At 44.5% G+C, this 18,183-nt stretch carries 13 protein-coding genes; 8 read left to right on the top strand and 5 right to left on the bottom strand.

Annotated features, from left to right (window positions below):
• Positions 1–76 precede the first annotated feature (76 nt).
• Both MKY99_RS04275 and MKY99_RS04270 read right to left on the bottom strand, forming a co-directional pair.
• Positions 77–973 carry a carbohydrate ABC transporter permease gene (locus MKY99_RS04275; protein ID WP_197069743.1) on the bottom strand — a complete coding sequence of 299 codons (897 nt, stop codon included), beginning with the start codon at positions 971–973 and terminating at the stop codon, positions 77–79.
• A gap of 28 nt (positions 974–1,001) precedes the next feature.
• Complete coding sequence (locus tag MKY99_RS04270; protein WP_339268868.1) at positions 1,002–1,937, bottom strand: ABC transporter permease subunit; 936 nt, start codon at positions 1,935–1,937, stop codon at positions 1,002–1,004.
• A gap of 591 nt (positions 1,938–2,528) precedes the next feature.
• On the opposite strand from MKY99_RS04270, the gene bglX reads away from it, so the two are divergent.
• The 3 genes from bglX (at position 2,529) to MKY99_RS04255 (ending at position 6,643) form a co-directional block, all read left to right on the top strand.
• Entirely contained in the window at positions 2,529–4,688 is a 2,160-nt protein-coding gene (bglX, locus tag MKY99_RS04265; RefSeq protein ID WP_339268866.1) for a beta-glucosidase BglX, read from the top strand.
• A gap of 30 nt (positions 4,689–4,718) precedes the next feature.
• Positions 4,719–5,687, top strand: a complete 969-nt coding sequence (locus tag MKY99_RS04260; RefSeq protein ID WP_076121423.1) for a metallophosphoesterase family protein — start codon at positions 4,719–4,721, stop codon at positions 5,685–5,687.
• 194 nt (positions 5,688–5,881) lie between these two features.
• Positions 5,882–6,643 (top strand): 3'-5' exonuclease, encoded by a 762-nt coding sequence (locus MKY99_RS04255; RefSeq protein ID WP_339268863.1) that lies wholly within the window; start codon positions 5,882–5,884, stop codon positions 6,641–6,643.
• Positions 6,644–6,751: 108 nt separating this feature from the next.
• On the opposite strand, the gene MKY99_RS04250 is transcribed toward MKY99_RS04255, so the two are convergent.
• Positions 6,752–8,071, bottom strand: a complete 1,320-nt coding sequence (locus MKY99_RS04250) for a 6-phospho-beta-glucosidase (protein WP_076283820.1) — start codon at positions 8,069–8,071, stop codon at positions 6,752–6,754.
• Between the two features lie 237 nt (positions 8,072–8,308).
• Here MKY99_RS04250 and MKY99_RS04245 point away from each other — a divergent pair, with 237 nt between their 5' ends.
• Positions 8,309–9,022 carry a GntR family transcriptional regulator gene (locus tag MKY99_RS04245; protein ID WP_076283819.1) on the top strand — a complete coding sequence of 238 codons (714 nt, stop codon included), beginning with the start codon at positions 8,309–8,311 and terminating at the stop codon, positions 9,020–9,022.
• An 88-nt stretch (positions 9,023–9,110) separates the two neighbouring features.
• Here MKY99_RS04245 and MKY99_RS04240 read toward each other — a convergent pair whose 3' ends face one another.
• Complete coding sequence (locus MKY99_RS04240; RefSeq protein ID WP_339268860.1) at positions 9,111–11,663, bottom strand: hypothetical protein; 2,553 nt, start codon at positions 11,661–11,663, stop codon at positions 9,111–9,113.
• 18 nt (positions 11,664–11,681) lie between these two features.
• Positions 11,682–13,526 (bottom strand): S-layer homology domain-containing protein, encoded by a 1,845-nt coding sequence (locus MKY99_RS04235; RefSeq protein ID WP_339268858.1) that lies wholly within the window; start codon positions 13,524–13,526, stop codon positions 11,682–11,684.
• A 548-nt stretch (positions 13,527–14,074) separates the two neighbouring features.
• Between MKY99_RS04235 and MKY99_RS04230 the strand changes: the two genes are divergently transcribed.
• The 4 genes from MKY99_RS04230 (at position 14,075) to MKY99_RS04215 (ending at position 18,170) form a co-directional block, all read left to right on the top strand.
• Positions 14,075–15,373 carry a sugar ABC transporter substrate-binding protein gene (locus tag MKY99_RS04230; protein WP_339268856.1) on the top strand — a complete coding sequence of 433 codons (1,299 nt, stop codon included), beginning with the start codon at positions 14,075–14,077 and terminating at the stop codon, positions 15,371–15,373.
• Between the two features lie 93 nt (positions 15,374–15,466).
• Positions 15,467–16,351 carry a sugar ABC transporter permease gene (locus tag MKY99_RS04225; protein ID WP_076283815.1) on the top strand — a complete coding sequence of 295 codons (885 nt, stop codon included), beginning with the start codon at positions 15,467–15,469 and terminating at the stop codon, positions 16,349–16,351.
• A 16-nt stretch (positions 16,352–16,367) separates the two neighbouring features.
• Positions 16,368–17,255: a carbohydrate ABC transporter permease gene (locus MKY99_RS04220; RefSeq protein ID WP_081382815.1), complete on the top strand. Its 888-nt coding sequence runs from the start codon at positions 16,368–16,370 to the stop codon at positions 17,253–17,255.
• A gap of 138 nt (positions 17,256–17,393) precedes the next feature.
• Positions 17,394–18,170 carry a MerR family transcriptional regulator gene (locus MKY99_RS04215; RefSeq protein WP_339268853.1) on the top strand — a complete coding sequence of 259 codons (777 nt, stop codon included), beginning with the start codon at positions 17,394–17,396 and terminating at the stop codon, positions 18,168–18,170.
• Positions 18,171–18,183 lie beyond the last annotated feature (13 nt).

Genomic DNA, 18,183 nt, shown 5'->3' with positions numbered 1-18,183 from the left:
AGGTAAACCTCCCTTTTTTTCTGTTAATAATGATTGCTTGATTTATAATAAACGCCCTATGAAAAGGAAACGTCCATTAACCCTTTACTGCCCCGATTGTGAGGCCTGTTACGAAGTAACGCTGCACAAAAGGATATAGAAGAATAATAGGTCCAGTAGCTAGCACAGCTGTAGCCATTTTAATGGATTGCGTCGGAAGATCAGCAGTATTGATTACCGCCCCCGAATTGACTAGCGCTCCGAGATTCGCCTGATTGACCATTCGCTGCAAGAAGTATTGAAGCGGATACTTCGTCGGATCGTCGATATACAACATTCCGTTATACCATTCATTCCAAAAGCCCAGTGCCGAGAACAATCCAATCGTAGCTAAGGATGGAACTGCTAGTGGAATGAATATCCGCCAATAGATGCGGAAGTCACCGGCGCCGTCAATTGTAGCGGATTCATATAGAGAATCCGGAATAGCTTTCATAAAGTTACGCATTAGGAAGATGGACCAAGCGCCCACTACACCCGGAAGGATCATGGCGAATAAGCTGTCCTTCATATGAAGATGTTTGACCATCAGGATATACGTTGGAATCAAACCACCGCTGAAAAGCGTTGTAAAGTAAATCATAAAGGAGAAGAAATTACGATATTTGAAATCTTTTCGGTTAAGTACGAACCCAGCCATTGACATCATGAATAGTCCAAGTACCGTACCTACTACGGTGATAAAAATCGTAACCTGATAAGCACTTACTAGTTTGCCAGAGTTATTTAACAGCAATTCATAAGCCTTTATTGAGAATTCCTTTGGCCAGAGCTTATAGCCTTCACGGACAATTTCCTGTTCATTCATGAACGAGGAAGAGATCATTAATGCAAAAGGAAATACACAAAATAGTGCAAAGATTGTAATGCAGAGATAGCTGACCGCTTTAATGAGAATACTGCCAGAATCCTGCTTGATTTTTGATTGTTCCACTGATATCACCCCTATTTCGTTTCTGAATTTAGAATAATGCGCTGTCTGGTTCGACCTTACGAACAATAAAGTTTATCACCAGTACCAGAATCAGACCGAATAAGGATTGATAGAAGCCGACTGCCGCACCCATGGAGAAGTTGAATTGCCCCACTAATGAACGGAAGACATAGGTATCAATGATATCCGTCTGCGGATACAGCACGGAGTTAGTACCAATCAGGTTGTAGAATAGGTCGAAGGAGCCTTTAAGAATGCCACCCAATCCGAACAACAGCAATAGAATAAAAGTAGGCTTCAGAATTGGAAGAGTCATGTAGCGAATCCGCTGCCAGGTCGTAGCCCCATCCATATAGGCCGCCTCATACAAATCATGATTAATTCCTGTAATGGTTGCCAAATAGACAATCATACCGTATCCAGTTCCAGCCCAAATCTTAAAGGCAACAATGATATACTTCCAAATCCCAGGGTCAGAGTAAAATTCATAACGATCTAACCCCAAGCTTACAAACATCGTATTAATAAAACCTGAGTTGAAGTTGAACAAGTTGTAGGCAAATACACCGACGATAACCATTGAGATAAAGTTTGGAAGAAGAATGACGGACTGCGTTATCTTCTTGAACCACTTACCTGCTATTTCAGATAACATAATGGCGAAAATGATTTGAATAATATTCCCCAAGGCAAGAAATACAACATTGTAGAGCAGTGTATTTTTAGTAATATTCCAGAGATCACCGTTTTGAAACAGGAACTCAAAGTTCTTAAGGCCAATGAAATTACTACCGAAAATACCCTTATTGAGCTTGTAATCTACGAATGCGACGTAAGCGCCAGGCATTACCGCATAGTGAAAAATAATGAAGTATAGGATTACAGGCAGCAACATTAGAAAAAGCACTTTGTTCTTAATGACTTCCCGGACAATATTTCCACCCGCAAGCTTAATTCTTGCCAATGAGCCCACCTCCAATTTGAAAAATGCATTTCGTCAGATGCATAACTTAGCTTCCTTTCCTGTCCCGCAACCAGCTTAAAACTGATTGCTCATCCTTTATGATAAAGCGTATCGGATGATATAGAAACGTTTCCATAATTTCTTTGAAACTCCCTGTACGAAAATCATACTCCCTAGATGTATGCGCTGTCAATTCATTTTATTTTTGTTTTTCTAGTAATAAAAATCACATTTTACAACCTAAATATAATGAATCGGCCGATTTCACGAAGATAATTGACTTTTTATGGCCTTCGGACTAAGATCGATATGTATCGTTTATGGAAACGTTTCTATCTGTTCTTTCATAAACATGTCAGCCTCTATCTATGACGTCTGACGTTGAACTCCCCGTACCGATCTATTACATGTCTCATCCAATAATATTAATCTGCGTATGCACACGGAACAGGGTATTGAAAGCTATCCTTTACTCGGAATCCTCTCCCGCTTAAAGTAGCGGCGAACAGAAATCGCAAGCGCTTTCTTATTGGTATAGCACATCTAATTTTCACAATAACTATCAATGCGCTCACGAGGAAGGTGTTAACCATGACTAAATCTTTTATCCAAGATCTTGTGAACGATATGACTCTGGAAGAAAAACTGGCCCAATTAACCCAGCTAGGCCCTCACTATTGGGGCTTGGATGATACCGTGGATTTAACCGGCCCATTTAAAGAACTGAACATTCAGCCACAAGTAATGGAGAACATCGGAAGTGTTCTGAACGGTATTGGAGCCAGAAATGTGATTGATCTGCAGACCCGGCATTTGCAAGCCAGTCGTCAGAAGATTCCTCTGCTCTTCATGGCGGATGTCATTCATGGCTACAGAACAATTCTTCCGATCCCGCTTGCGATAGGTTGTAGCTTTGATATGGAAGCTTGCGAACGATTTGCTGAAATTGCAGCCAAAGAGAGCGCAGCTGCCGGCATCCATCTCACTTTCTCACCTATGACGGATCTCGTACGCGATCCGCGCTGGGGACGGGTGATGGAGACATCCGGTGAGGATCCTTATCTAAATGCCCGTGTAACTGAGAGCATGGTACGGGGCTATCAGGGCAAAGACCTAAAAGAAAAAGGGCGGATCGCTGCCTGTGTGAAGCACTTCGCCGGTTACGGCGCTCCCGAAGGCGGTCGTGAATACAATACGGTAGATATGTCCCTCGGCGTATTACGTGAGTTCTATCTACCAGCCTATAAAGCTGCTGTAGAAGCTGGTGTAGCCATGGTGATGGCCGCATTCAATACGATTGACCGCATACCAGCAAGCGGTAATTCCAAACTTCTCCGGGGAATTTTGCGTGAGGAATGGGGCTTCAACGGCGTTACCATTGCCGACTTCAATTCCGTCAATGAGCTAATCCCCCATGGTGCAGCTGAGGATGGCCGTGAAGCAGCGGAGAAAAGTATAGCTGCTGGACTTGATATTGAAATGATGTCCACCCATTATCTAAACCACGGTGCCGGTCTGGTCGAGGAAGGCAAGCTGGATGTCTCTTTGATCGATGAAGCCGTTATCCGAGTGCTAGAACTTAAGGATGCCCTCGGCTTGTTTGACAATCCGTTCAAGGATGCAGACCCGTTAGTAGATGAGGCGCCCACGCCGAGCACGGAGAATTTGCAAGCAGCTAGAGAGCTGGGTGCCAGCTCAGTGGTACTGCTGAAAAATGACAATGACGCTCTGCCCCTTAAACGCGGTATGAAGATTGGATTGGCTGGTCCCTTCGCTACCTCTATTCATGTGCTGGGCGGCTGGTCTGGAACGGAAAAAGACCCGGCCGTATCACTCTACAACGGCATTTCTCAAAAAACATCTGCCGCAGATATTATTACGGCCATGACTGGTGAGCTGGGAAGCATGCTGGAGGGTGTTTTTGATGTAGAGGATGAAATCGAAGAAGCCTTCCAGCGCCTAAAGGATTGCGATGTAATTCTCGCTGCTGTAGGTGAGAATCAGCAGGATACCGGGGAAGGCGGAAGCAAAACCAATCTGCGCTTGTCGACCAATCAGGAGAAGCTGATCTGGCGTTTGAAAGATACCGGCAAAAAGATTGTTACCGTTGTATTTAGCGGCCGACCACTGGAACTAACCCCTGTTCTTGAGGCCAGCGACGCTTTGCTGCAAGCCTGGTTTCTGGGTACAGAATCCGGAAACTCACTAGCTGATGTGCTGTTCGGAGATTATAATCCATCCGGTCGTTTATCTATGAGCTTCCCTTACTCGGTTGGACAAATTCCTATCTATTACAATGCCTATCAGACGGGGCGTCCCTATGATCCCCTATATCCCAATGTACGATATGTAACTCGATATCTGGATTGCCCTAATGACCCTCTCTTCTGCTTTGGCTATGGTCTGAGCTATTCCAGTTTTGATTACAGCAACTTCAATGTTGATGCTAAGGGTCGGATTGTTGCCTCCATTGAGGTGGAGAATACTTCAGACATCGCCGGTAAGGAAACCGTTCAACTCTATATCCATGACGTCAGCGCAAGTGTCGTTCGCCCGGTCAAAGAACTAAAGGGCTTCCGGCAAATTACACTCGCAGCGCATGAGAAACAAGTAGTTTCTTTCGAGATCACTAGAGATATGCTAATGTTCTACGGAAAAGACGATCAATTGGTCTACGAGCCCGGAGAATTTGATATTATGATTGGTAGAAACTCCGGAGATCATTTCACACAGCGGATCTGGATCAGCTAACAATATTACACAGTAAGGGAGATACCCCAAATGAGACACAGCTTATCATTTCAGCAAGATGGAACCTTGAAAATTGTACAGTTCACTGATCTTCACTGGATGGATGGAAGAGCCGAAGATCAGCGTACTCGGGAACTGATGGAACGCGTTCTGGAAGCGGAACAACCTGATCTTGTGGTCTTCACGGGAGATCTGATTTACACTGCCCCTGTCTCACCTGGTGAACAGGCGTGTGAAGACCCTGCCCAAGCATTTCGGGATGCTGTCGCTGCTGTTGAGAAAACAGGTACCCCTTGGGCCTTCGTATTTGGCAACCATGATACAGAAACTCTGATTTCCCGCAGTGAACTGATGCAGATTGCATTGGAACATCCCCACTGTCTGGCCGAAGCCGGTCCAGAGGATCTTGAAGGTTCAGGCAATTACACACTTGAAATAAAAGATCAGGATGGCCATGCGGCCGCTGTCCTTTATTTTGTTGACTCCGGCAGCTACTCCGAGATGGAGCATATCCCTGGCTACAATTGGGTTAGCCGGAATCAGATTAACTGGCTAACTGCTGAATCCGCTAGATTGAATCCTAAAACTGCTGAGAACAGGCTGCCTGCATTAGCTTTCTTCCATATCCCGATTCCCGAATATCGTGAGGTCTGGTCTACACAAGTCTGTCATGGGTATAAGTATGAGCGTGTATGCTCACCTGAGGTTAACTCGGGATTATTCTCGGCTTTGCTTGAAATGGGTGATGTGCTGGGCACCTTCTGCGGACATGACCATATCAATGATTTTACGGGCAGCCTGTATGGCATACGTCTTTCCTATGGCCGTGCTACCGGCTACAATACTTATGGAAAAGAAGGCTTTATGCGGGGCGCACGCGTCATCAGACTGACCCAAGGTACCCAAGACTTCGATACCTGGCTTCGTCTTGAAGACGGATCTGTCCTGCTGGAACAGCCAATTCATCAGCCTGAACCTGCTGCCGGTTCAGAGCATTAATCGTCTTACTTTATTGTCTGCAATCATCTTTGCTCATTTATAGTAATAAAAGGAACCCGCATAGTGCAGGTTCTTTTTTATGTTCCAATATTAGCTTGTTCCCATATTCCCCATTACATCGCTTTTTTTGTTAAAATAGAGTAGTCGACGTATTAAGCACTACAGCGTCAGTCATGGAACGGAGGCAAGTACCTGTGGATTATATTATTCTGGACATCGAATTCAACGGCCGTAAGTTTGCCAGCGAGCACCCTATGGAGGTCATTGAAATTGGAGCTGTCCGGTTAGACTCTTCATTGCAGTATAAGGATGAATTCTCTTCCTTGATCAAACCCATATATTTCTCTACCCTTAATTCTTTTATTAAGAAAAAAACCGGGATCCCCCAAGAGGAAATCGATATTGCCCCCCGCTTCCCGAAAGTCATCACTGCTTTTAGAGAGTGGCTTGATCTAAGTACAGACGGAGTTCTGCTACTAACTTGGGGCGGCGAGGACATGAAACGAATCATTCAGGATGTGCGTATGCACAAGATGGACGACTCCTACTGGATGTCCGCAACGTATTTCGATTTACTTAAGGGTGTGCTGCGGGCTCGCGGCCTAAGTAATGATATTAGTGTTGAAGGTGCAATGGCTTTGTTTGAGCTAGAGCCCTCTGGGTCTGCTCACCGAGCACTGGATGATGCAAAGATGACTTCAGAGATCTTCCGCGCTGTATTTAAGGATCTGGATTTCGAGCGCTCACAGCATTACGTAGATACCTTTTCTAATGCCAAAGAACGCAAGACGGTCAAAGTCGCCATTAAAGCGATGAACTCACAAAAAATAGTACCTACCTGGGACCTTGTTCTCGAACACTACTTCTCAGACAAAACAACCCTAGCTGATCCTCGCAAATTAGAGGAATTACAGAATTATTTTGCGGCGCAGATGGGACTTAAAAAGGTTCAATAGTCTACTAAAACAGCATGTAGGACAACCTAAACAGCGGCAGTCTTCCCAATGAGCACTCAGAGGATGGCTGCCGCTATTTTGAGTTAATATAACAAAGTACTAAGGAACTTATCTCTGAAACTGTGGTAGAAAGTCGGCATTCTGCTCTAGAATATCAGCTAGCACCGCCTTGGCAATTCGTTCATCGCCGACCAGCGGGTGGAGCGTCAATGCCTGAAGAGCAGAAGCATAATCGCCTTTCACCGCAGCTTCAATCGTCAGCTCTTCATAGGACTTCACCACCTGAAGCAATCCTCTGATCTGTGGAGGCAGTGGCTTAACTAGTCCCAAAGCATGTGGGCCATCCGATTTAATGACACAATTGATCTCAATGGATACATCATCCGGAAGACAAGGTATTGCCCCTTGATTGCGAACATTTACAGTCTGAATATCGCCTGTATCATTATAAATAGACTTCATGAGCTGAACGGCCGCTTCAGAATAATAAGCTCCGCCACGTTTCTCCAGCTGGGCAGGCTTTTCATGTAGTTCCGGCTGTTTATACAGCTCAAACAGCTCCGCCTCTACTTCCTTCACATCATCTGCACGAGTTTTGCCTGTCGCCTGATAATATTCTAGCATCTCGCCGTACATTTCTTCCTTCATATAATAGTAACGGTGATAAGCGCAGGGAAGGGCACCTACCGAATGAATAAACTCAGCATCCCATTCCAGATCGGGAATATTGGCTGGCGAAGATTGACCGATGCTGCCAAGTCGGGTCATGAAATCCTCTGTCACATCATCACCATCAAGCACTACCCGGGTCGTCCAATTCAAATGATTAATTCCGACAATCTCAATGAACATCCGCGTTTGCTCCACCCCGTATAGCTCGGCAATCTGCATTTTTGTACCAATAGGTAGATTGCATAACCCAACGGACTTAACCTTAGAATACTTGGAGACAGCTTCTGTAATAATACCGGCAGGGTTAGTGAAGTTAATCATGAAGGCATTGGGCGCTAGCTCTTCAATATCACGGCAAATACCAAGAATGACTGGAATGGTACGGAGAGCTTTGGCGAAGCCACCTGCTCCTGTCGTCTCCTGACCGATCAGCTGATGAGACAACGGTATCTTCTCATCTCTTGAACGTGCGTCTAACATCCCTACCCGAATTTGTGTCGCTACAAAATCAGCATCTCTGATCGCTTCGCGCCGATCCAAAGTCGTATACAATGTAATCAGCTTTCCACTCGCATTAATCATTCGCTGAGCCAGTTCGCCAATAATCCGTAACTTCTCTGCCCCTTGCTCGATATCGGCTAAATACAGCTCAGTGACCGGAAACACTTCATGATAACGGATCAGCCCCTCAACCAGCTCCGGTGTATAGGAGGAACCTCCCCCAATAACTGCAATCTTTAAGTGTGACTTCTTCATTTATTGTTCTCTCCCTCTTGCACTCAATTAGTTTATAGTAACATCGTCATATCTTGTTCCTACAATTTTTTCTTTTGTCTTCTAATAAAATACTTTGAACAAGGTTAGGACCATTCACTATTCCAATATTAGTAATTTATTCGTCGTTTTCTTAGTTAAACCGCATTTATTTTATGTTTCCTCCGATTCTTCATCCGTGATATAATATAACAAATATGTAATCGGAGGATGTTTGTAATGACAAAGAGAATAAATAACTCATTATATTCCATCATAAAAGAACAACTTCTGAAACAAATTCAGTCTGGAGTATACGCAGTTGGAGACAAGCTTCCTACTGAGGCTGAGCTATGTGAGATGTTCTCCGCGAGTCGAACAACAATCCGCCTTGCCCTTAGCGAGCTTGAAAATCAAGATATTTTGGAGCGGTATCAAGGGAAGGGAACTTTCGTCAAACGTAAGGAGCTTCAGCTCAACCAGGCGCGCAGCTTCACTGAGGATGTGCTGATGAGTGGCAAAGAGCCCACCAGCAAAATTATCGAAGCCAAAGTAATACCAGCCGAAATGCCGATTAATGAATATCTTAATATCCCTTTAAAGGCACCCGTGAACCACTTGCTGCGGATACGTTATGCCGACAATGAGCCATTACTTTATGAAAATACTTATATCGCTTGGGATCTGGCACCTGGTCTTATCAATGACTACAAGGAGGGTTCGCTGTTTTCCTTTTTAGAGACAGAGCATAATCTAAAAGCCCACCGTTCCGTTGAACAGTTGAAACCCGTTCTAGCCAATAGTACCGCCAGCAAGCTGCTTGGAGTTAAGGAAGGCTCGCCCTCTCTGCAGGTAAGGACATTTACTTATTTAGCTGATAACTCCCCACTGGAGTACAGCTTTGGCGTATTCCGTGGTGATTTTCCCATCTATACAATTGAACGACAATTTTGAGGCTCATCACTGGCATCAGCTAATAATTAGCTAGAAGTAACCTGCCTTGAAGAATGCGAAGCGCCCTTGCGGGCGCTTCTTTCTGTACTCACTCTTTTATAATTTCAAAGTAGCGTCCCATCCAGTATGGCAGGGTGAATACCGACCCGGCTTCTATGCTACCCGTGCGATAGTTGTAGTTTGGATTGACGCCAGTGGATTGGCTCTCATTAGCAAACGGATTGGAATTGTGCTTAATAATCCGACGCTCATCAGGAGCGAGTGCGTAATTTGTCTGTTTGGCTTTATCGCGGTCTCCAGGTTCAATATAAAATACATCCTGGCGATCCCATTCAACAGGAAACTCAATCTGGAATTCAGGGAACCGGTAGAGGAATCGAACGGCCGACTGTAAATCTACATCTGTTTTGTCAGGATGCGCGAGCTGATACAGGAAGGTATAGAACGGATTCTCCTCCCGGACTTCGTTAGAGTACCACTGATCATAAGCCTCTACGATCTTGGCGTGTCTAAGCTCATCCTGTTCCAGTGTGACAAGTATAAATACCGGGAACCATCCAAGCTCTTCATCGGAATAGTTGATATATTGGGTCCAGTCATTGTGCAGCGTAGCATTGGCGTTGGTACTGTCGCCTGCATTGTCCATGGTTACCACCTCATTGCCGTTATCACTGTAAGCATTGGTAGCTTGGCGCACAATTCTCCGTTCAACATATTCCAACGCCATATCTATATAGCCCAGACCGTTCACATACGGATCTTCCTTACTATAGCTGCTAGCAAAAGCCTGTTCATATGCCATCTCGTATTTGAGCGAGTCCGCCGGATATCTTTTTTCAGTGACGAAGCTAGCTGTTTTCAGTACACCCATTACCTCGAGAGCATTGAGCGGTGCATCTTCATAGCCATAGGACAGTGCATCGTTCCCATCCTTATCGACACCAACACTGAATTCCCACTGTTTCTGCTTCTCCATAGTGCTAAGACTGTCGTTAAAATACTTCCCGAGCCATCTCGACCACTGTGTCGATTTGCCAGTAGCATCCTCAATATAGTAATGGTCATCCTTCAGAATCAGTTCTGTCATACGTTGCGTAGTTTCTTCAATAAAGGATTTCAGCTCTAACAATTCGGGATCATTACTGTCCCCTATCAGATATTTGAAGGCTGTATAGAACATAGCATAGTGACCAATCACTTCATCTGATGAAGTATCCGCTTTATAGACGATCTGATTCATATCAATATGACCATCTACAATTACGCTACTAGGGAACAAATCATTGAAGAAATCAGGAATTTGCTCATACACAGGTGCTGTCAGCTGAAACAAAGGTTTATTCGTTTCGCTCGTTGTCTTATCTTCCTTTGCGGTGCTGTTGTTGGTGGCCGCCGTAATCACTGGAAGCACTTGATATACCGGACCGCTTTCCGTTGTTTCAACGATGGTTTTAATATCAATGCCTAGCTTCTGCCCCTCGGGACGTGTCAGGTTGAGCTCATCGATTGATGCTTGACTAAGACCGAGCCCATTATAATTCATTACATCAGTACCACCACTCGGGAATAACATCGAGCCTTTTTTGTTCTCCGCATCCTTAGTCACCCTGACCATCGAATAGCCTATGGGTTCTACACCGTCATCGCGTTGCATGCTTGGAATAATCCCATTTGGATTATTCTTATCCGGACCGACGAAATTCTGGAACCAAAAACCATTCGTCGATTGATACCCATACACTGTATTTCCCACCGTAGCTGCAGTCGCCTCGCTAGTTAGCATATAGGAACGAACTGGGAAGCCATTTCCGCGGCCCGACACATAATCTAGTAGCAGCACTGCTTTGGTGGCACGGAGTGCAGCAGCCTTTGCGTCATTTATTTCCGCCACCTGCTCTGAGGTCGGATTGGTGCCGTATTGCTCCTGCAGCGCCTTATAGCGGAAGACCTCGCCCATCGCATACATTGTCGTCCATAAGCCATCATTATCACTGGTCGTAGGTGTTGAATTGAAAACACCAGTTGCCGAATTGTAGTTTACAGCATCTGTTGTGTTGTCCGTGTCAGTAAAGGTAAAGCTTGTGCCATGAACCATACCGCGTCTGTCCAGAATAGTCTGAACTAAATCCTCATAAATGAATGATTTCTCATGCAATGTTTGCTCCGGCATAGCAATATGCGTCACACCACTTGCTGTCCGCGCCCAAATACCTCCCGCTTCGTCACTAGCTAAACCAGTAACATGATTATCTCCGCCATACAAATATCTTGGACCTGCCATGTATTGAACGATATCCTTTGTATCACTTGCATTAAAATCGACCCGCTGTAGTCCATTCTGCGTACCAATCCAATAGACGCCTTCCTTATCGAGAACGACACTTGTCACATCACCGATCACTGACAGCGGCAAAAATTTCAACGCACTTGCGTCCGTAATCCAGTCAAGCGTATTCGGAATGGAAGCTGAGCCATTTTTATAGTAGGTCATTTTCTTTGACTGCACGGCCTCCAGCTGAACAGGTGAATAGCTAGCTCCAGGCAGCTTTGCTGCCCCTACAGGTATTGCCGACAGTGTGAATAACGTAACAGCAAGCAATGCGCCTGTTATTTTTCGAGCGCGTTTCTTCATCATTTGCATAAATTCATTCCCCTTCCCTTATTGATAAATATGCGATACACCTGTTTCCGTAATGGCCAAAACACCTGTGCTGCCGTCAGAGATTAGCAGAAGCACTTTATTATCCGTTAACTGCTTAGTCTCAGCTGTATAAGCTAGCATTTCATTGGTGGAAAGCTTAATTCGAGTAACCCCACTATCGGTTCCAATCCATAGGTACGTCCGATTTTTATCTAAAACTGAGCTGTTAATTCCTCGAAGGGAGGCAAAAATAGAAGGCTTAGCGTTGAATTGGTAGTTTACGAAGGTAATAGCGTTGGTGAGATCAGGCATAACTACTGCTGAGTTAGCGATTGAAGGTTTATACGAAGGATCTTGAAGAAAAGTTATATATTGCTTAGCCGTTCCTTCTGCCCCAGTAGAGCTAAAGGATTTAAGTACCTCTTCATAGCTGTACAGTACGGTAGCTTTTGGTTCAGGATCAACCGTACCAGGTTCTCCCGTTCCAGGATTTCCTGTACCCGGGTTTCCTGTACCGGGATTCTCTGTTCCCGAGCTACCGGAACCAGAACCGCCAGAACTACTCGACGTATTAGGCACCCCATTACCGCTGCCTTTATAATCGTGACCGTTTATTGTCACTTTACTAGCATTCACCGTCAGCTTGTTCGGCATCGATGCCAAGGAAACTCCCTCAGCATTCACTTCAGCTTCTGCAATTGTTCCTTCACCAGTTACTTCAGCCCCACCGTTAAAGAACAACTTCTTAATGCTCGCACCTTTCACAAGCTGAATTCTTGACTCTGCTGCTAAAGAGGCGACCTTAAAACTAGTGATTTCGCCACCATTAAAGACAAAACGTGTCTTTCCGGCAAGATTTAGCTGATTTACATTTCCATTCAATGAGACATCCGCAAGCCCATTTGTTAGTACATTAATTGTATCAATTGGGTTATTGGATTCATTAACAACCTGCGATCCCGAGAGGACATCTATAAGTGGGAGTGTCGTTGTCCCTTTAAGTACAACTCTTATTGGAGAGGACGGTTTATTGATTACAATTCTTTTTATTTTACTGTCCGTAATTGTGATACTGTTCGCACCCCCGCCGTTTATGTAAACGACGCCTCCGATTACTGCACTTTGCAGACTCAAATCTCCTTCCCCAACACCCGGAGTTATATATAAATTGCCTGTAAGGTTCAGATTGGATAGGACTGCTCCGGGCCTGTTGACAATCATACTGCTGCTAGAGATACCGGAATGTTCTCCGCCATCGGTGATCAGAATCCCCATAGCTCTATTAATCATTTTCACTGCCTCTGCACGAGTCAGCTCCTTCTTCGGCTGAAAGGTAGCCTCTGGTGTGCCTTCCACATAGCCGGCTGCCTTCATCGCATAGACCGCTTCCTTAGCCCAACTGGAGATTGCTGCATCATCAGCAAATGCGACACCACTGCTTGCCGAAGTCGCAACATTAAACACTCTGCTAAGAATAAGAGCAGCCTTCTCCCGGGTAAGTACCTCTAGCGGTTCAATGCCTCCCTCCCCATTGCCGAGAATTGCCTCAGCAGCAACCGCCTTGCTAATTTCTGGCGCATACCAAGCAGTCAAAGGTACATCCTTAAAGGTTTTACTACTCACTGCACTGAAATTAAAGATGCGATTGATCAAGGTAACGAATTCTGTCTTTCGAATTCCTTCGTTAGGCAATACCTTGCCGTCTTTATCACCTTTGAGTAGCCCCATTTCCTTCCACGAGGCAATTTCTGTTGCAGCCCATTTTGGAATAACCTCCGTCGTGTCTGCGAATGCGGCTGACGTGTACGCCATAGATGATGTAACAGCAAGTATAGTGAGTGCCTGCTTCAAGCTGAACTTCATATGCGCTCCTCCTTCATATTTTTGCTTTTAGTTTCACCATATAGAAAACTCAAATGCTAATATTATGTCACCTCCATGTAATATTATCATAATTTGTAGTAACGTTTAATCACATTCTATTTTTAATCATAACAAATTGTCAATAGCTTATTTAGAGTGCATTTATTTTAATTTTATTCAGCATAATTCAAAACCATTTAGAATATAAACCCTTATACATCCACTTTTGTTTGCGCTTTCATTCACTAATGTTAATTTTCAAAGCCCCCGGATTACAGTTAGCATTCCTGCATTATTTTTCTTATTAAAATCTCAAAAGTGATTGACATCACATTAAATATAATCAATAATGAGAACTAAGTTGTTACTACATTTATCTCATCCAATTTATTACTCCTCTTAGCTCATGCCAACATCGCCCTCCTGTGTTAACTTAAATCACACGAAAGCTAATGGAAGAAGAAACTTAGGCACTCTTAGCAGTATAGGAAGTAAGCACGATGTCAATTTCATTATTGTTTCTATTAAACTCAAGGAGAGATGATCGATTGAGAAAATGGATGATTGGACTAGTTGCATCAATGCTGATTACTACTTTGGCAGGATGTTCCTCCACCTCAAACAAAGAGAGCACAGCAGTAAACACAGGCACTACTGAGGGAAAAACGCAGACACTTCGCATTGCCATGGGTTCACCAGGTGAAGGTTTAATTAAAGTCTGGGAGGACATTGGAAAGGAATTCGAAAGCCAACATGCGGGGATTAAAGTTGAGTTCAACTATCAGGATGATGATACATACCAGACCATCGGGCTACCCAATCTACTCAGCGGCAAAAATGCTCCCGACCTCTATTTCGAGTGGGCTGGACAACGGCTACAGACAAGAGTAAGCGATGGTTATGCCGCAGATATTACCGAACAACTACAAAGCTCAGGCCTGAAGGATATGTTTGCTGACGGCACCTTCAACGGTATGATTGTCGAAGGCAAGACGTATATGATTCCAACAGCAGGCGATGTGACAAATGTGATCTTTTACAATAAAGAAATCTTCAGTAAGCAAGGTCTTGAACCGCCTACCACCTGGGAGGAGTTCCTTACAGTGTGCCAGAAGCTTAAGGATGCCGGCATTACGCCGCTTGTTATCGGTAACTCCGATCTATGGACAGCCGGCAACTGGATTGCCCATGTCATTTCTAGAGTAGTAGGAGAAGATGCTTACAGTGAAGCGCTGCAGTTAAAGCAACCGTTTCATTCAAAAGATTTCATTAAAGCATACACCTATGTACAGGAGCTATGGGATAAAGGCTACATCAACGACAATGTGAATGCCCTCAACGACAGTGAAGGTGACATGATGTTCCTGAACGGTAGCGCGGCCATGCACCCCATTGGTAGTTGGCTTGTCCCAACCGCTGTTGAAGAAAACCCTGATCTTCAGCTAGGCTACTTCAATACTCCAGTCATGCCGGAAGGTAAAGGCAATCAGGATAGTGTAATCGGCGTACTTAATGGTATGGTCGTCAACAAGAACTCTAAGCTGATCGACGAAGCCATTGATTTTATGAAATTATATAGTTCAGCTGAATCGTCTAAAAAGCTATCCGATGCCGGGGCTGTACCGATCACTAAAGATGGTATTAATACCGAAACGACCCACCCGCTCTCGTTAAGCTTAAATGATCTGATGGAAAACGCACCTGCTCTAGTATCGCCTCCTGATACCGGCTATTCCATCGAGGTTGCAAATGCCTTAAATATGGCTACATCTCAAATCATTGGTGGAGCCAAATCCCCGGAAGACGCATTATCCGAATTGGAAACAACCATAGCCCCACTTAAATAAACATTCCTCATCCTTTATATAAGTCTCATCAGACCGCTCATCAGCAGTATACCTTGGGCGGTCTCCCCATACTTATGAACTGGAGGTATTGTCATGTCCGGCAAGAGTAATAAGCTTTCCCCTTACTTGTTCACAGCCCCCGCTGTATTGATATTTGCCTTTGTCGTGCTTGTGCCTGTTCTCATGACCTTCGTATTCAGCTTCTATGACTGGAACGGGATCGGCGCAATGACCTTCACAGGCTTCGACAACTATATTCGGGCTTTTCATGACCGTATTTATATTAGCTCCTATGGACATACACTTATCTATATTGTTGCTACGGTATTTGTGGAAGTATTAGTCGGACTTGGACTTGCAGGTTTAATAACAATGGGTCGCAAAGGCAGCGGACTATTCCGACTCGCCTTCTTTGTTCCTGTCATGTTACCAATGATTGTTATCTCCTACCTGTGGAAATTTGTTTACAATTCCGATTTTGGGATCGTCAATATGCTGCTGGACACAATCGGCCTGGAGAGCTGGACACGCGTCTGGCTAGGCAACCCTGATACCGCACTATACGCAATTTGTATTGTCTCCGGATGGGTATATGCTGGATTCTATATGACTATCTTTTATTCTGGCATACAGCGTATTTCCAAGGAGGTCTATGAATCTGCTTATCTGGATGGTGCAGGAGAAAGACATATTTTTTTCAAAATTAAAATTCCAATGATTCGTAATTTGGTGGAAACGGGAATCCTGCTATGTGTGTTAACTGGGTTTCAAGCCTTCGACCTGTTCTATGTTATGACCAATGGTGGTCCTTATAACTCAACGGAAATTGTTACTACCTATCTCGTCAAAGTCGTGTTTACTCATATGAGCATCGGCTATGGCTCCGCGCTGGCTGTCATCATGACGATTGTTATCGCTGTGATCGGACTCGTTACCGGCAAATTAACTAAGAAGGACTCCGACGCGCTGGAGTATTGAGAAAGGAGAACTGTATATGCCCCCACTAACCACCACTGTCATTCCTATTAAAAAAAACAGCAACTCCGTCAAAGCTACGTCCAACAATAAATGGTTCTCGCATATTGGATACTATATCTTCATGATCGTGCTCTCGTGCTTCTATTTCTATCCGATTGTTTGGCTGATCCTTTCATCCTTCCGTGAAAATAATAAGATCTTCTCAACTCCGTTTGCACTACCGGAAACGATTAATCTACAGAACTGGTCAAAAGCCTGGAATATCGGCAATATGAGTACCTACGCTAAGAACAGCATCATTGTCACGATATTAACTGTCATTGGCATTCTGCTATTCGCAAGCCTCGCAGCCTTCGCCTTTAGCAAGCTTCGCTTCCGTGGAAGCAGCCTCCTAATGCTGATGTTCGTATTCGGTCTGTTTATGCCTCTGCAATCGTTTTTTATTGCACAGAGCTATATTTTTGAGCAACTGAATTTGAAGGATTCTTATTGGGCACTGATTATACCTTATATTGGAACTGGGCTGCCACTTGCGGTCATCCTGCTTAAAGCCTATTTAGACTCCGTTCCCAGAGAGCTTATGGAGGCTGCACGCATGGATGGCTGTGGTGACTGGTTGCTCTACCGAAAGATCATTTTCCCTCTGTTGATCCCTAGCATGGCTACGGTTGGCATTTTCTCGGCGTTAAATTCCTGGAATGAACTATTGCTTGCCATGCTGTACATCCAGAATGATGCCTTAAAAACCATCCCAGTCGGACTCTTGGCGTTCTCCAGCAGGTATATGACCGATTACAAGCTACTGTTCTCCGCACTCGCTATCATTACACTGCCGATGATTATTGTGTATATCTTCTTTCACCGCTATATCGTTGCGGGTCTGACCGAAGGTGCACTTAAATAGTCTCCTATCACAACATAAATAATATAATTAAGCAGCGGTAGTCTTCCCAATGATCATTCAGAGGGTAGCTGCCGCTGTTTTTGGTAACTATAAAATAATATTTGACCTTTACGCTACGTAAAGGTGTACAGTGAATTTGTGGGAGGTGATACTACGGAATACACAGTGCAGAAGCTTGCGGAGTTAGCTGGTGTTAGTACACGGACCTTGCGATATTACGATGAGTTTGGCATTCTTAAGCCGGCTAGAATCAACTCTTCCGGGTATCGTATTTACGGTCAGCGTGAAGTAGATTTGCTGCAGCAAATTCTATTTTATCGAGAGCTTGGTTTAAGTCTAGAGAACATCAGAGAGATTGTTACACAACCGTCCTTTGACGGAACGAGAGCACTACGAAAGCATCATGATAAGCTACTGGAAAAGAGACAACAGCTAGATCTATTAATTGCTAACGTCGAACAGACGCTGGCTCATAAGGAAGGACAAATTATAATGAGTGATAAAGAGAAATTCGAGGGCTTTAAGCAAAAGCTGATTGAGGATAACGAGAAGAAATATGGTCAGGAGATTCGGGAAAAATACGGAGACAGCACGGTAGATCAGTCCAACAAGAAGCTGAAGGGTATGACTGAAGAACAGTATGCGGCTATACAGCAGATCGAGTCGGAAATGTTCGAGTTCCTGTTGCAGGCGATGGAAGCTGGAGATCCTGCTAGCGTATTGGCACAAAAGAGTGCTGAATTGCATCGCCAATGGCTCTCCTTCTACTGGAATTCTTATACCAAAGAAGCACATGCGGGTGTAGCTCAAATGTACGTGGATGATGAGCGTTTCACAGCTTACTATGACAAGCACCGTCCTGGACTTGCAGCGTTCTTAAGAGATGCAGTGCATGTGTATACAGGAGCAAAATAATGAGATAAAAATA

The sequence above is a fragment of the Paenibacillus sp. FSL R5-0470 genome, from assembly GCF_037975205.1.
Taxonomy (GTDB): domain Bacteria; phylum Bacillota; class Bacilli; order Paenibacillales; family Paenibacillaceae; genus Paenibacillus_AQ.
This window is presented reverse-complemented; position numbering and strand designations above follow the sequence as displayed.

What these genes read in the sequence shown, in the direction of transcription:
- MKY99_RS04250 (WP_076283820.1), bottom strand. Translation starts at nt 8,071, where the DNA reads ATGAAGAAGTCACACTTAAAGATTGCAGTTATTGGGGGAGGTTCCTCC.
- MKY99_RS04225 (WP_076283815.1), top strand. Translation starts at nt 15,467, where the DNA reads ATGTCCGGCAAGAGTAATAAGCTTTCCCCTTACTTGTTCACAGCCCCC.
- MKY99_RS04245 (WP_076283819.1), top strand. Translation starts at nt 8,309, where the DNA reads ATGACAAAGAGAATAAATAACTCATTATATTCCATCATAAAAGAACAA.
- MKY99_RS04260 (WP_076121423.1), top strand. Translation starts at nt 4,719, where the DNA reads ATGAGACACAGCTTATCATTTCAGCAAGATGGAACCTTGAAAATTGTA.
- MKY99_RS04220 (WP_081382815.1), top strand. Translation starts at nt 16,368, where the DNA reads ATGCCCCCACTAACCACCACTGTCATTCCTATTAAAAAAAACAGCAAC.
- MKY99_RS04235 (WP_339268858.1), bottom strand. Translation starts at nt 13,526, where the DNA reads ATGAAGTTCAGCTTGAAGCAGGCACTCACTATACTTGCTGTTACATCA.
- MKY99_RS04240 (WP_339268860.1), bottom strand. Translation starts at nt 11,663, where the DNA reads ATGCAAATGATGAAGAAACGCGCTCGAAAAATAACAGGCGCATTGCTT.
- bglX (WP_339268866.1), top strand. Translation starts at nt 2,529, where the DNA reads ATGACTAAATCTTTTATCCAAGATCTTGTGAACGATATGACTCTGGAA.